Raw genomic sequence first — 14275 nt, forward strand, 5'->3', positions numbered from 1 at the left:
GGCGCCGCCCGCCCCGCGGCCCGGGCCGGGGGGGGGGGGGGGGGCGGGCGGGGGGCGGGGGGGGGGGGGGGGGGGGGGGGGGGGGCCCGGGGGCGGGGGGGGGGGGGGGGGGGCCCTGGGCGGCGGGTGTGGTTTCGGGGGTGGTGAGGGTGAGGCAGCGGACGGTGCCGGAGTCGTCCATGCAGTCGGCGAGGCGGATGGCGCGGTCGCTGGGTGGTGCGGGTTCGGTGGGGGAGCCGGGGCTGGTGTTCCGGGTGTCCGGGATGCCGGGGGTGGTGGGTGTGTGGGGGGTCGCGGGTGTGCCGGGGCGTTGTTGCGTGCCCGAGACGGTCAGCGACGAGCCGTCGGTGCTCGCGTCGGGGCAACGGCCGAAAGCAGCCTGAACTTCCTGACCGCAACCGCCTGCCGCAGCTGGAACCGAAAGAAGTGAAACCACGAGAAGCGGCACACTGACGATGTTCAGAGCGAAGGGCATGATTCGGCGTCTCCTTCCGCCTCTTCGGAGATACGGAGCTTGATGCCGTCGTGCACGAATGTCACCCGCTGAGCGATCACGGTCGGCCGATCTGCAGGTGTCACGTCGTTGCCGCTTGCGTCCATGGTTCGAGCGTTGGAGAGGTCGAGACACACAAGCGCATGGACGACCGGAGGTTCGCTCGGGGCCGAGTGCTCGCCTACGAAGGTCATGACCAGGATCACGCCGGTCAAACGCACATCGTGTTCACGGAGAAAGTTCTGCCCATCGATAGCCCCCTCGAGCGCGGTGCCCACCAGAAAATCCTGAGGTTTCACCGATTTATCGCCTCCGCGGCGATCGTTCCCTGCCTCGTTGTACGCCCGATACACCTCCTCTGCCGCGGCGAAGGCCTCGGCCTCACTGGCGAACGCGGGGGTCGGAGCGGGAGTCGGCGCGGCTCCGGGCGCGCAGCCTCCGAGCAGCATCACGATCGCGGGGATCGCGGCGACGGCGGCGAGGCGCAACACGCGTGGAGGTTCGTGGCGGGAGGCGGGGCGGGACTCGGGGCGGGACACGGAGCGACGCGGATTCACCCGGTCACGGTAACCGCGATGGCGAAGGTCGCGGGCGCGTTATCCACAGCAACACTGTGCTCTAGACTGGGAAAGCTGTCGTGACGCGTGCGGAGGAGGCGATCGAGATCTCGACGATGTCTGATCAGACCGTTGTGAAGAAGTCCATCGGTCGTACCGTGAAGGCGTACGTCGCCCTCACCAAGCCGCGCGTCCTCGAACTGCTCCTGGTGTCGACGGTCCCCGTGATGTTCCTCGCTCAGGGCGGACTGCCCAACATGCTGTTGGTGCTCGCCACCGTGATCGGCGGCTCGTTGAGCGCCGGATCTGCGGCCGCGTTCAACATGTACCTCGATCGCGACATCGACGCTCACATGCACCGCACCGAGAACCGCCCGTTGGTGACAGGGGAGATCACGCCCCGGGGGGCGCTCATCTTCTCGTGGACGCTCGCCATCCTCTCGACCGTGTGGCTCCTCGTCACCACGAACTGGCTCGCCGCGGCGCTGTCGGCGTTCGCGATCTTCTTCTATGTCGTGATCTACACGATGATCCTCAAGCGTCGCACCGAGCAGAACATCATCTGGGGAGGCATCGCGGGATGCTTCCCGGTGCTCATCGGATGGGCCGCTGTCACGGGTTCGCTCGACTGGCCGGCGTTCATCCTCTTCGCTCTCATCTTCCTCTGGACTCCGCCGCACTACTGGCCGCTGTCGATGAAGTACAAGGACGACTACGAAGACGTAGACGTGCCCATGCTCGGCGTGACCCGCAACGCGTCGCAGGTCGGCCTGCAGGTCATCCTGTATGCCTGGGCGACCGTCGCCTGCTCGCTGCTGCTGATCCCGATCGCGAACATGGGCCTCGTCTACGGCGTCTCCGCCGCTGTGTTCGGCGGGTGGTTCATCTATGAGTCACACCGTCTCTACAACCAGGCGGTGCGGGGGAACGAGGCGCGGCCGATGCGAGTCTTCCACGCCTCGATCACCTACTTGACGCTGATCTTCGTGGCCGTCGCGGTCGATCCGCTGCTGCCGTTCTGAGCCTTCTCGTCTGACGAGATCTCCTCGTCGTCGGCGCTCTGCGCGTCGTTCTCGGTGTTCGTGATGTCGGTGTCAGGGTTCGTGATGTCGGTCTCGGGGTTCGTGATGTCGCCCTCCTGAGCCGGGTCGCTCTCGGCGGTCCAGGCGATGGGCTCCACGACGACGGGCGTGGCCGACGGCATCAGCGCCTGAACGGCGGTGAGCGCGACGGCGAGGAGGATGCCGAGGACGCCGGCTCCGAGCAGCGCCGCCCCCACCACGACGAGCGACTGGCCCACGTAGACCTCGATGCCGGTCGCGGTGCCGTCGAGCAGGGTGCTCGTCATCGTGCCGACCTGTCCGGCGATGAGCCATCCTCCGACGCCCGCCGAGGCGAGCGAGAGCACGAGGAGGAGCCAGAAGCCGATGCTGCGTGTCAGTGACTTGTTCATGCCCGCCACGTTGCACGACGAACTGATGAGCCTGTGATGCCGCAGCTATGCATCCACTGTGCGGCCCGCACTCACTGCTGCGAGTCGACGGGCTTCTTCAGGTGCAGGACGACCACCGTGTACGCGGCGGCGGACAGCGAGGCGAGCACCATGTGGATGCCGACGAGCACGGGCGGCAGCCCCTCCCGGGCCTGCCAGACGCCCACCGCAACCTGCACGAGGATCGCGATCACGAGCACGAGAAGCCACCGGCGCGGCTCGAGGCGGAGAGCCCAGGCCGAGACGGTGAGCGCGAGCACGAGCACGGCGAGGATGTACCCGGGCCACGAGTGCACGTGCGCGAGGACGGTCGCGTCGAAACCGTGGCGGAGCACGTCGGCGTCGCCGGAGTGCGGTCCGGATCCGGTGGTGAGCACCCCGAACACGATGGTGACGGCGAGGGCGAGGCCGGTGACGTGGGTGAGGATCGTGAACCACTTCGGAACCGCGCTCTCGCGCGGGCCCGCAGGCGAGTACAGACGCACCAGGAAGGCGGCGGTGACGCACACGAGCAGCAGCGAGGAGACGTAGTGGAATCCGACGATGAAGGGGTTGAGTCCGGTGAGCACCGTGATGCCGCCGACCAGCGCCTGTGCGACGACCCCGGCCAGCACCAGCCAAGCCAGGATCACGAGGTCGCGCCGCTCGGTGGCGAGCCGCAGAGAGCGGACGATCGCCGCGATCACCGTGATCAGCAGAGCGCCCATCGCGAAAGGCGTCGCGGGGAGCCCGATGAGCGTCATGATGAGGAAGACCACGCCGGCTGCGACGATTCCGCTCGCGGCGAAACGCAGTGCCGAGAAGACGAGACGCCTGCCACCGACCCGCGCGAGCACCAGCAGCAGGACCGCGAGGGCGATGATGCCGACCACGCCGGTCATCACGCGGTTGCCGAACTCGATGATCCCGTGGATGCCCTGATCGGCGTAGATCGGCACGAGCGACTCGGGGGTGCAGAGCGGCCATTCCGAGCATCCGAGGCCCGAACCGGTCAGGCGGACCGCGCCTCCGGTGCCGATGATGATGGTCTGAGCGAGGAACGACAGCCACGCGAAGATGCGGAGCGCGCGCCCCCACAGAGCCGCGTGGGTCGACGGCGCGTCCTGTGCATTCGTGGGGGAGGCGAACGAGGTGTCGGGCATATGTCTCTCCGAACCGCGGCGGACACGGCGAGCGGCCCTGTCTTCAGGCGGAACCTGTAGAATCGGATTGTTGTGATGAGCGCTGACCGCGCTGCACCATCACTAACAGTTTAGGCGCGATGGAAGCGCCGGTGATGAGGGCCCACCAACGGCACCCGCTCCCGCAGACTCGACGGGGATCAGGTGTGTCGGGGCGGATTACACCGTTTTGGGACCTGTGAGGAGAGTGTGTGATGTCGGATGTGCTGATCGACCGCCCGGAGCTCGATGGCCTGGGGGTGTACGAATTCGGATGGCATGATGAGGACGCCGCCGGAGCCATCGCCAAGCGCGGAATCTCCGAAGAGGTGGTCCGCGGGATCTCGGCGCTCAAGCGCGAGCCCGAATGGATGCTGAAGACCCGTCTCAAGGGCTATCAGCTCTTCGGACGCAAGCCGATGCCGACCTGGGGCGCAGACCTCAGCGAGATCGACTTCGACAACATCAAGTACTTCGTGCGCTCCACCGAGAAGCAGGCGCAGTCGTGGGAAGACCTTCCCGCCGAGATCCGTGAGACCTACGAGCGCCTCGGCATCCCCGAGGCCGAGCGTCAGCGTCTCGTGGCCGGCGTCGCGGCTCAGTACGAGTCCGAGGTCGTCTACCACCAGATCCGCGAGGACCTGGAAGAGCAGGGTGTCATCTTCATGGACACCGACACGGCGCTGCGCGAGCACCCCGAGTTCTTCGAGGAGTACTTCGGCACCGTGATCCCCGCCGGCGACAACAAGTTCGCGGCTCTGAACACCGCCGTGTGGTCGGGCGGATCGTTCGTCTACGTCCCCAAGGGCGTGCACGTCGAGATCCCGCTGCAGGCGTACTTCCGCATCAACACCGAGAACATGGGCCAGTTCGAGCGGACCCTGATCATCGCCGACGAGGACAGCTACGTCCACTACATCGAGGGCTGCACGGCTCCGATCTACAAGTCGGACTCCCTGCACTCGGCCGTCGTCGAGATCATCGTGAAGAAGAACGCCCGCGTTCGCTACACGACGATCCAGAACTGGTCGAACAACGTCTACAACCTCGTCACCAAGCGTGCGGTCGCGCACGAGGGCGCGACGATGGAGTGGGTCGACGGCAACATCGGCTCCAAGGTGACCATGAAGTACCCCTCGATCTACCTGATGGGCGAGCACGCCAAGGGCGAGACGCTCTCGGTCGCCTTCGCGGGCCCCGGTCAGCACCAGGACGCCGGCGCGAAGATGATCCACATGGCTCCGTACACGCAGTCGTCGATCGTCTCGAAGTCGATCGCCCGCGGTGGCGGTCGTGCGGGATACCGCGGTGAGGTCCGCGTGGACGCGAACGCGCACCACTCGGCCAACACGGTGCGCTGCGACGCGCTGCTCGTGGACACCAAGTCGCGCTCCGACACGTATCCGGCGATCGACATCCGCGTCGACGACGTGCAGCTCGGCCACGAGGCCACGGTCTCGAAGGTCAGCGAGGAGCAGCTCTTCTATCTGCAGTCTCGCGGCATGCCCGAGGACGAGGCGATGGCGATGATCGTGCGCGGTTTCATCGAGCCGATCGCGCGGGAGCTGCCGATGGAGTACGCGATGGAATTGAACAAGCTCATCGAGATGGGCATGGAAGGATCGGTCGGCTGAGATGACGGCCCAGACGACGACGCCGACGGCGTCGCATGATTCGAGCGCGCACGTCGACCCGGCCGCGCAGGTCGCGGACGCAGGATTCGTTCCGGTGCAGACCCGGTCGGAGCGCCCGCATTCGTTCGATCCCACCGATTTCGGTGCGCCCAGCGGCCGTGAGGTCAACTGGAAGCACACTCCGGTGGCGAAGCTCTCCGGCCTCTTCGAGGTCGCGGACTCCGCCGAAGGAGTGAGCTACACGTTCGGCGCCGGAGAGCACTACGTGTCCACGCCGCTCGCCGCCGGCGATGCGCCCCGCGGCGAGGTCTTCCTCGCCGAGGACATCACCGCCGCCGTCGCCTGGCAGGGAGCTGCTGAGGCGCTGCACATCCGCATCCCGCGCGAAGAAGAGGTGGCCGAGCCCATCCTCGTGTCGATCGCCGGTCTCGGGGCGGATCTGCGCGCCGATGCCCACATCGTGATTGAGGCTCTCGAGCACAGCTCGGCAACGGTCGTGCTGCAGCACACCGGTGCCGCGCAGTACTCGCAGAACGTCGAGATCATCGTCCGCGACGGAGCGAAGCTCACCGTCATCAGCCTGCAGCAGTGGCAGGACGAGGCCGTGCACACGTCGGCTCACCAGGCTCGCGTCGACGCGGATGCCACTCTCAAGCACTTCGTCATCAGCTTCGGCGGCGGTGTGGTGCGCGTGAACCCGAGCGTCGAGCTCGCAGGCGCAGGCTCCGAGGGGTACCTCTACGGTCTCTCGTACGCCGATGCCGGCCAGCACCTCGAGAGCCAGGTCTACCTCCACCACAAGGGTCCGCACACCAAGGGTGACGTGCTCTACAAGGGTGCGCTGCAGGGCCAGGGAGCGCACAGCGTCTGGATCGGCGACGTGCTGATCGGCGCCGACGCGACCGGCACCGACTCCTACGAGGCGAACCGCAACCTGGTGCTCACCGAGGGCGCTCGCGCCGACTCGATCCCGAACCTCGAGATCGAGACCGGAGACATCCTCGGCGCCGGCCACGCCAGCGCCACCGGACGCTTCGACGATGAGCAGCTGTTCTACCTGCAGGCTCGCGGCATCAGCGAAGAGGAAGCACGCCGTCTCGTCGTGCTCGGCTTCCTCACCGACATCGTCCAGCGCCTCGGCATCCCCGCGCTGGAGACCGAGCTGCTCGACGCGATCGAGACCGAGCTCGCGGAGGTCGACGCGTGAGCGCCGAGCGCGTCTGCGGCGTCGCCGAGCTCGAACTCGACACCCCGATCCGTGTCGAGCCGAACGGTGTGCCCATCACGGTGATCAAGGACTCCGAGGGCGTCATCCACGCCATCGGAGACACCTGCACGCACGGCGACATCTCGCTGTCCGAAGGTTTCGTCGAGGGCGACACGGTGGAGTGCTGGGCCCATGGCTCCGCCTTCTCCCTACTCACCGGCAAGCCCCAGAATCTCCCCGCTTATGAGCCCGTTCCGGTCTACGTCGTCGAGATCGACGGCGACGACGTGCTCATCGACCCGACTGTGACGAAGGAAGTCTGAATGTCTGTTCTCGAAATCCGCGACCTGCACGTGACGGTCGAGACCGAGGCGGGGACCACCCCGATCCTCAACGGAATCACCCTCACCATGAACACCGGTGAGACCCACGCCATCATGGGCCCCAACGGCTCCGGCAAGTCCACCCTCGCGTACACGATCGCCGGTCACCCGAAGTACACCGTGACCTCCGGCTCGATCACGTTCGACGGTCAGGACGTGCTCGAGATGAGCGTCGACGAGCGCGCTCGTGCGGGTCTCTTCCTCGCCATGCAGTACCCGGTCGAGATCCCCGGCGTGACGGTGACGAACTTCCTCCGCACCGCCAAGACGGCGCTCGACGGCGAGGCACCGGCGATCCGCGGCTGGACCAAGGACGTCAAGGCGGCCATGGCCAACCTGCGCATGGACCCGAAGTTCGCGCAGCGCAACGTCAACGAGGGTTTCTCCGGTGGTGAGAAGAAGCGCCACGAGATCCTCCAGCTCGAGGTGCTCAAGCCGCAGTTCGCGATCCTCGACGAGACCGACTCCGGCCTCGACGTCGACGCCCTGAAGATCGTCTCCGAGGGCGTCAACCGCGCCAAGGAGTCCACGGGTCTCGGCGTTCTGCTGATCACGCACTACACCCGCATCCTCCGCTACATCCGCCCCGACTTCGTGCACGTCGTCGTCGCGGGCAAGATCGTGGAAGAGGGCGGCCCCGAGCTCGCAGACCGGCTCGAGGAAGAGGGATACGACCGTTTCCTCGACCCCGCAGCCCCCATCGAGGCGTAGGCTGATTCGCATGACAGCCACCCTCACCGACGCGAAGTACGACGAGGTCACCGAGGCTCTCAAAGACGTCATGGACCCGGAGCTCGGCATCAACGTCGTCGACCTCGGCCTCATCTACGACCTCGCGTGGGATGACGAGAACGATGCTCTCGTCATCCACATGACGCTGACCAGTGCGGGCTGCCCCCTGACCGACGTGCTCGAGGACCAGACCGCTCAGGCACTGGACAGCGTCGTCGATCGCTTCCGCATCAACTGGGTGTGGATGCCGCCGTGGGGACCCGAGCGGATCACCGATGACGGGCGTGACATGATGCGTGCCCTCGGCTTCGCGATCTGAGGATGCTCGAGGTCACGGCTCTGCCTCTGGCTGAGCTCCGCGAGAGAACCAGCGAGAAATGGCGGGAGTATCCCGCCGACGTCCTTCCGCTCTTCGTCGCGGAAACCGACTTCCCGCTCGCTCCCGCGATCTCCGATGCTCTGCATCGCGCTGTCGACGCCGGTGACACCGGGTACATCGCCTCGCGTACGCCGCTCGCCGCGGCGTACGCGGACTTCGCCCGGCGCCGGTTCGGCTGGGAGGCGGATCCTGCGCGCATGCGCAGCACCGCGGATGTCAGCATGGGGATCGTCGAGATCCTGCGCCGTGTGACGCAGCCGGGGGAGCGCGTCGTCGTGACGCCGCCGGTGTATCCGCCGTTCTACGACCTCGTCGCAGAGGCCGGTGCCGAGGTCGAACGAGTGCCGCTGCTCGATACGGGCACGGCCTGGGAGCTCGACCTCGACGGCATCCGCGCCGCGTTCGCAGACGGCGCCACCGCGATGCTGCTGTGCAATCCGCACAACCCGACCGGAACGGTCCACTCCTGCGACTCACTCGCGGCGCTGGCCGAGATCGCCGCCGAGTTCGGGGCCGCGGTCATCTCCGACGAGATCCATGCCCCGCTGGCGCAGCCGGGGACGGGTTTCACCCCGTTCCTCGACGTGGGCGACGCGGCCGAGCGCGTGGGGTATGCCGTGGTCAGCGCGAGCAAGGCCTTCAACCTCGCCGGACTCAAGTGCGCCCTCATGGTCACCGCGGCCGACGCCACGAGCGCGGTCGTGCGCGGGCTGCCCATCGAGGTCGAGTGGCGCACGGGTCAGCTCGGGCTGCTCGCGGCCGTGGCGGCGTTCTCGCAGGAGAGCGACGCCTGGCTCGACGGTCTGCTGCGCACGCTGGACGAGAATCGAGTGTTGCTCGAGGATCTTCTGGCGGCGAGGCTCCCTGAGGCGCACTACCGCATCCCCGACGCCGGGTACCTCGCCTGGATCGACCTGTCAGGCCTGGGCTGGGGCGACAATCCCGCGAGGCGGATCCTCAAGGACGCGCGGGTCGCGCTGCACTACGGGCCCGCCTTCGGCGCCGAAGGTGCAGGGCACGTGCGGCTCAACTTCGGCACGAGCCCGGAGATCATCACCGAGGCCGTCGAGCGCATCGCGTCGCTCGCGGGTCGATGACCGAGCAGCAGACGGCCGCATCGATCTGGGATCGCGAGCGACTCTGGGTCACCGCGGGTGCCGTCGCACTGATCTTCCTCGCCGCCATCGAGGCGCTCGCGGTCACGACCGTGATGCCCATCGTGAGCGAGGCGCTCGACGGTCGCGCCCTGTATGCCGTCGCCTTCGCCGGCACGCTGGCGACCGGCGTGATCGGCATGGTGGCGGCCGGGGCGTGGTCTGACGCTCGTGGTCCGCGTGGAGCCCTGTACGTCGCCGTGTCGCTCTTCATCGCCGGTCTGCTGCTGTCGGGTCTCGCGTTCACGATGGATCAGTTCCTCATCGGGCGTCTCGTGCAGGGACTCGGCGCGGGGGGACAGACCGTCGCCCTGTACGTGGTCGTCGCCCGCCTCTACCCGCCCCATCTGCACGGCAGGGTGTTCGCGGCGTTCGCTGCCGCCTGGGTCGTGCCGTCCATGATCGGGCCCTTCCTCGCGGGAGCGGTGGCCGAGTATCTCGACTGGCGCTGGGCGTTCCTCGGCGTCGCCGTGCTGACGGCGGTCGCCTTCCTCATGATCGCCGTGCGTCTTCGCGGCGTCGACCTGGGACACGGTGAGCCGCAGGACCGCCGTGCGCTCGTCATCCGCCTGGCTCTCGCCGTCGTGGTCGCCGTGTTCGCGGTGCTGATCGGGTTCACGGCGGAGCTGGATGCGGCATTCGCCTGGCCGGTGGCACTCGGATCGGTCCTCGTGATCGGGGTCGCGGTGCTGCCGCTGCTTCCTCGACGCACCCTGCGAGCCGGCCGCGGCCTGCCCAGCGTCGTGCTCATGCGCGGTATCGCGGCCGGAGCGTTCTTCGCCTCGGAGGCGTACATCCCCTACCTCCTGATGGAGCGATTCGGCTTCACCGCGACGTGGGCCGGTATCGCCCTCTTGCTCGCCGCCTTCGCGTGGGCGGGCGCCTCGCAGCTGCAGGGGCGCTATGGCGAGCGTCTCGGCAACACGCGCATCACGGCCATCAGCCTGTCTCTGCTGCTCATCGCCGTGCTCTGCGTGCTCGTGGCTGCGCTGTGGGGCGTGTCTCCGCTCCTCGTCGTGATCGGCTGGGCCTTCGCCGGGGGAGGGATGGGGCTGCTCTATCCGCGGCTCACCGTGCTCACGCTCGCGTACTCTCACGAGGGCAATCAGGGCTTCAACTCCTCGGCCCTGTCGATCTCCGACTCCACCGGCTCCGCGGTGGTGATCGCACTGGCCGGTCTGGCCGTCGCCAGTCTGGGTGGCGAGGCGAGTGCCTTCGCTGTCGTGTTCGCGTTCTGCCTGGGTCTGGTCCTGGTCGCGTTCGTACCCGGGCTCAGGCTCGGTCACGCCGCGGAGTCGGCAGCTCGCTGACCTCGTCGTCGGCGACCGGCGTCCCCGCGAGCGCCGTGACGCCGAGATCGAAGACGCGGTCGAGCCCTGCGGTGATGTCGTGCACGCCGTCACCGATCGTCGCACCGTGGCTGTCGGCGTGCATGCGCTGCTGCACGAGCGTCGCGTGGCCCAGGACGAAATGCAGGAGTGCGGCCGCGCGGTTCTCGGGGTCGTCGGCCCCGTGGCGTCGGAGTGCCGACTCCAGGGCGGTCTGCGCCGGGGACGAGCCGAGGCGGAGCGCGGAGGTGCTCAGGACGAGCTCTGCGCCGTCTCGGTAGGTGAAAAGGGCATCGCGGATACCGCGTGCCGTGGTCAGGACATCGGCATCCGCGCGAGGCATGGTCGCCGTGATGCGATCGGCGAGTTCGGCCAGGAGCTCCTGTTTGCTGGCGAAGTGCCAGTAGAGCGCGCTCGGCTGCACGTCGAGCGCGCCGGCGATCCGCCTCATCGACAGATCCGCGAGGCCGACCTCGTCGAGGAGCAGCAACGCCGCGCGGGCGACGCCGTCGCGGTCGTGTCGCGTCGAGTTGTGTTCCGGCACCATGCCCTCAGTATAGTGAACACCGTTCAAGTGAACAGTGTTCAGGAAGGAACTCGGATATGGCACGACAGCAGGACTCTCTAGGCCGCGACCTCGCGCGGATCGCGCTCTTCGCCGCACTCATCGTGGTGCTCGGCATGGTCACGGTGCCGATTCCGGGCGGAGTGCCGATCACGGCGCAGACACTCGGAGTGATGCTCGCCGGGGTGGTGCTCGGGCCGCGACGCGCGCCGCTGTCGGTGCTGCTCGTGCTCGCACTCGCGGCCGTCGGGCTGCCGGTGCTCGCGGGCGGACGGGGAGGACTCGGGGTGTTCGCGGGGCCGACGGCCGGCTACCTCGTCGGATGGATCGCGGGCGTCGTGGTCGTCGGGCTGATCGTTCGCAGCGGTCGCTTCGCCTGGTGGCGGATCCTGCTCGCGACCGTCGTCGGAGGCATCCTGGTCGTGTACCTCTTCGGGATCCCGGTGCAGTCGCTCGTGCTCGGCGTCGATCTGCTGCCGACGGCCGTGTCGAGCCTGGTCTTCCTGCCGGGCGACCTGCTCAAGGCCGCCGCCGCGACCGCACTCGCACTCGCGCTGAATCGCGCCTACCCTCGCGCCTTCGGCGATCGTGTCACGCCTGTCTCCGCATCGCCGCGTGCGGCCTGAGGCGGCGGCCGAGGCCGTCGCGCTCGACCGGGTCTCGCTCGATCGGGTCACGGTGCAGCGCGACGATCGAGTCATCCTGCGCGACATCAGCGTCGATCTCACGGCGCGACGGATCGCGGTGATCGGTGCGAACGGATCGGGGAAGTCGACGTTCGCACGCCTGCTCAACGGGCTCGTCCTTCCGACCGCCGGACGCGTTCGGGTGCACGGACTCGACACGCGGCGGTACACCTCCGCCCTGCGCCGTCGTGTCGGCTTCGTGTTCACCGATCCGCAATCGCAGATCCTGATGCCGACGCCGGAGGAGGACATCGCGCTGTCGCTGCGGGGGTTGCCGCGGGCCGACGTCGAAAGGCGCGTCGTGGAGGCGCTGGCCGAGCACGGCCTCGCCGATCACGCGCGGGTCCCGGCATCCGAGCTCTCGGGCGGGCAGAAGCAGATGCTGGCGCTGGCATCCGTGCTCATCACCGAGCCGGCGCTGATCGTCGCCGACGAGCCGACGACTCTGCTCGATCTGCGCAACGCGCGTCGCATCGCCGACCTGCTGCTCTCGACGTCCGCACAGATCATCGTCGTGACGCATGACCTCGAGCTCGCCGCACGGTGCGATCACGCGCTCCTGTTCGACGATGGGGCGCTGGCGGCATCCGGTGCGCCGGACGACGTGATCGCGCGATACCGGAGTCTTTGCGCATGATCCAGCAGTATCGCGAGGGAACGAGCGTCGTGCACCGGATGGGCGCGGGCCCCAAGCTGGTGCTGCTCGCGGCGCTGGCACTGCTCCTGTCCGCGTATCCCCACGACGCCGGGAGCGTCGCGGTCGCCCTGGTCGGCGTCTGCGGTCTGTTCCTCCTCGCGCGGGTCGGGCTGCGGACTCTCGGCGGCGAGATATGGCGGCTGCGCTGGCTGGTGCTGGTTCTCGGCACCGCTCTCTGGTTCTTCGCGTCTCCGCTCACCGCCTGGATCAGCGCCGCGCGTGTCATCGCACTGGTGCTCCTGGCCTCGCTGCTGACGATCACGACGCGGATGGGAGACCTCCTCGCGGTGCTGTATCGAGGGCTCGGCCCGCTGCGGCGGGTGGGGGTCGACGTCGACGCCGTGGCGATGACGCTCTCGCTCACGCTCACGATGATCCCCGTGGTGGCATCGTTCGCGGATGCGGTGAGAGATGCGCACCGCGCGCGCGGTGTCGCTCTGGGGGTACGCGGGGTCGTTCCGCTCATGGTGCGCACGCTACGCCACGCGGACGAGGTCGGCGATGCCCTCGCGGCCCGCGGGCTGGCGTGAACGACCTGCCCACCGACGCGACAGGAGCAGTCCGAGCACAGCGAGCCCCGCGGTCACCGCGCTCGTGCCCGTCACCAGCAGGAGGACGACCGAGAACAGGCCGATCGCGACGGCGACGGCGGTGCCTCGGGTCGAGTACGACGGCGGCGGCGACGGCCGCGTCTCGATCGACGTGAGTGAGATCGCGACCGCCGCCGTGAGCGCCAGCGCACCTGCGAGCCACAGCGGGCGGCTCAGCCACCAGCCGAGGGTGCTCGGCTCCGGCAGGGGGACACCGGTGGTCATCGCGAAGACGGCGGAGAGCCCGGCCATGGCGAGCAGCACGGGCATGTGCCAGAGGTAGACGGTCATCGTCCGACGGTTGACGAAACCGCTGAAGGCCGCTGCTGCCGGACGCCGACTGAACGCGGAGATGCGCTCGCGCAACAGGGAGACGGCGCTCAGCTGCACGATGCCGACGAGGAGCAGCGCACACGTGGGCGGGTTGATGTTGGCGATGAGGTCGGGGGAGTAGACGCCGCCGACGCAGGCGGCGACGAGCGCGATCAGGGAGGCGGCCCCCGCGATCGCGCGGACGCGCCGGCTGAGTCGATCGACGGTGCCGTCTGCGAGGAAGAATCCGATCTGCTGCAGCGCTGCCCAGACGAACACGAGATTCACGAAGCCGAGACCGTCGACACCCGTCTGCGACCGGAGCGCATCGACACCGAGGGCAGCCACGACGAGAGCGGCGAGCATGGTCTTCGGCATCCGCCGGTGCGCATGGGCGAGTGCCGGGAGGAGCGCCTGGCAGAGGAGGAAGACGCCGAGGAACCACAGCGGCTGGCCGTAGCGGAAACCTGCGATCGCGATGATCTCGGCCGGCACGCCGATGAGGCTCAGCAGTGCCAGGGCGACCCCCACGACGCCGATCACCACGGTGGCGGGGCGGAGCAGTCGGTGCACGCGCGCCGCGACGAAGGCGGCTGCCGTGCCGCCGCGTTCCGACTGGCGGCGGTAGGAGGTGTAGCCGGCGAAGCCGGCGATGATGAAGAACAGCGGCATGACCTGCAGGATCCAGCTCACCGGAGCGATCCACCAGGTGCCGTCGCTCGCGTTCGCGAACACCGGGCTGCCGTCGGCGACCGTGACGCCCACCATGATGGCGTGCAGAAGCACGACTCCGAGCACGCAGAGTGCACGGAGGAAATCGATCCCGGTGTCGCGCCCGCTCGGCGGCGGTGTTCGGTGAGCGGCGAGCGGGGGTGCCTCGACGATGGCCATGGTGTCCTCCTCGGA

Annotated in this window: 16 protein-coding genes; 11 read left to right on the top strand and 5 right to left on the bottom strand. The window is 68.3% G+C overall.

The window, feature by feature from the left end; all coding sequences use genetic code 11:
* Nucleotides 1–459 precede the first annotated feature (459 nt).
* Nucleotides 460–984: a hypothetical protein gene (locus HWD99_RS17770; RefSeq protein WP_241797527.1), complete on the bottom strand. Its 525-nt coding sequence runs from the start codon at nt 982–984 to the stop codon at nt 460–462.
* A gap of 173 nt (nt 985–1157) precedes the next feature.
* Between HWD99_RS17770 and HWD99_RS17775 the strand changes: the two genes are divergently transcribed.
* Nucleotides 1158–2072 carry a heme o synthase gene (locus HWD99_RS17775; RefSeq protein ID WP_374205488.1) on the top strand — a complete coding sequence of 305 codons (915 nt, stop codon included), beginning with the start codon at nt 1158–1160 and terminating at the stop codon, nt 2070–2072.
* Here the strand turns inward: HWD99_RS17775 and HWD99_RS17780 are convergent.
* Together HWD99_RS17780 and HWD99_RS17785 are read right to left on the bottom strand one after the other, a co-directional pair.
* On the bottom strand, nt 2018–2503 hold the full coding sequence (locus HWD99_RS17780; RefSeq protein WP_241797529.1) for a hypothetical protein: 486 nt from the start codon (nt 2501–2503) through the stop codon (nt 2018–2020). The genes HWD99_RS17775 and HWD99_RS17780 overlap by 55 nt on opposite strands.
* A 71-nt stretch (nt 2504–2574) precedes the next feature.
* Nucleotides 2575–3684: a heme A synthase gene (locus HWD99_RS17785; RefSeq protein ID WP_241797530.1), complete on the bottom strand. Its 1110-nt coding sequence runs from the start codon at nt 3682–3684 to the stop codon at nt 2575–2577.
* 233 nt (nt 3685–3917) lie between these two features.
* Here HWD99_RS17785 and sufB point away from each other — a divergent pair, with 233 nt between their 5' ends.
* From sufB to HWD99_RS17820, 7 genes are read left to right on the top strand one after another with little or no spacing between them, the layout of a single operon-like run.
* On the top strand, nt 3918–5336 hold the full coding sequence (gene sufB, locus HWD99_RS17790; RefSeq protein WP_241797531.1) for a Fe-S cluster assembly protein SufB: 1419 nt from the start codon (nt 3918–3920) through the stop codon (nt 5334–5336).
* A gap of 1 nt (nt 5337) precedes the next feature.
* Nucleotides 5338–6543, top strand: a complete 1206-nt coding sequence (sufD, locus tag HWD99_RS17795) for a Fe-S cluster assembly protein SufD (RefSeq protein ID WP_241797532.1) — start codon at nt 5338–5340, stop codon at nt 6541–6543.
* Nucleotides 6540–6866, top strand: coding sequence for a non-heme iron oxygenase ferredoxin subunit (locus tag HWD99_RS17800; RefSeq protein WP_241797533.1), 327 nt, complete (start codon nt 6540–6542; stop codon nt 6864–6866). The genes sufD and HWD99_RS17800 overlap by 4 nt, the downstream gene beginning before the upstream one ends.
* Nucleotides 6867–7637, top strand: coding sequence for a Fe-S cluster assembly ATPase SufC (gene sufC / locus HWD99_RS17805; RefSeq protein ID WP_241797534.1), 771 nt, complete (start codon nt 6867–6869; stop codon nt 7635–7637).
* A 10-nt stretch (nt 7638–7647) separates the two neighbouring features.
* A complete protein-coding gene (locus HWD99_RS17810; RefSeq protein ID WP_201469981.1) occupies nt 7648–7977 on the top strand; it encodes a metal-sulfur cluster assembly factor in 330 nt (109 codons plus the stop codon).
* 2 nt (nt 7978–7979) lie between these two features.
* Nucleotides 7980–9134, top strand: a complete 1155-nt coding sequence (locus tag HWD99_RS17815) for a MalY/PatB family protein (RefSeq protein WP_241797535.1) — start codon at nt 7980–7982, stop codon at nt 9132–9134.
* Nucleotides 9131–10501, top strand: coding sequence for an MFS transporter (locus HWD99_RS17820; RefSeq protein ID WP_241797536.1), 1371 nt, complete (start codon nt 9131–9133; stop codon nt 10499–10501). Before HWD99_RS17815 ends, HWD99_RS17820 begins: the two co-directional genes overlap by 4 nt.
* Here the strand turns inward: HWD99_RS17820 and HWD99_RS17825 are convergent.
* Nucleotides 10464–11066 carry a TetR family transcriptional regulator gene (locus HWD99_RS17825; RefSeq protein ID WP_241797537.1) on the bottom strand — a complete coding sequence of 201 codons (603 nt, stop codon included), beginning with the start codon at nt 11064–11066 and terminating at the stop codon, nt 10464–10466. The genes HWD99_RS17820 and HWD99_RS17825 overlap by 38 nt on opposite strands.
* A 56-nt stretch (nt 11067–11122) precedes the next feature.
* Here HWD99_RS17825 and HWD99_RS17830 point away from each other — a divergent pair, with 56 nt between their 5' ends.
* Genes HWD99_RS17830 through HWD99_RS17840 form a run of 3 tightly spaced genes read left to right on the top strand, consistent with a single transcriptional unit; the run spans nt 11123 to nt 12997 of the window.
* Nucleotides 11123–11710 (top strand): biotin transporter BioY, encoded by a 588-nt coding sequence (locus HWD99_RS17830; protein ID WP_241797538.1) that lies wholly within the window; start codon nt 11123–11125, stop codon nt 11708–11710.
* Nucleotides 11700–12407, top strand: a complete 708-nt coding sequence (locus HWD99_RS17835) for an energy-coupling factor ABC transporter ATP-binding protein (RefSeq protein WP_241797539.1) — start codon at nt 11700–11702, stop codon at nt 12405–12407. The genes HWD99_RS17830 and HWD99_RS17835 overlap by 11 nt, the downstream gene beginning before the upstream one ends.
* On the top strand, nt 12404–12997 hold the full coding sequence (locus tag HWD99_RS17840) for an energy-coupling factor transporter transmembrane component T (protein WP_241797540.1): 594 nt from the start codon (nt 12404–12406) through the stop codon (nt 12995–12997). The genes HWD99_RS17835 and HWD99_RS17840 overlap by 4 nt, the downstream gene beginning before the upstream one ends.
* On the opposite strand, the gene HWD99_RS17845 is transcribed toward HWD99_RS17840, so the two are convergent.
* On the bottom strand, nt 12944–14260 hold the full coding sequence (locus HWD99_RS17845) for an acyltransferase (protein WP_241797541.1): 1317 nt from the start codon (nt 14258–14260) through the stop codon (nt 12944–12946). The two genes, HWD99_RS17840 and HWD99_RS17845, sit on opposite strands and share 54 nt — an antisense overlap.
* Nucleotides 14261–14275 lie beyond the last annotated feature (15 nt).

It is taken from the genome of Microbacterium sp. C5A9 (assembly GCF_022627955.1).
GTDB lineage: Bacteria > Actinomycetota > Actinomycetes > Actinomycetales > Microbacteriaceae > Microbacterium.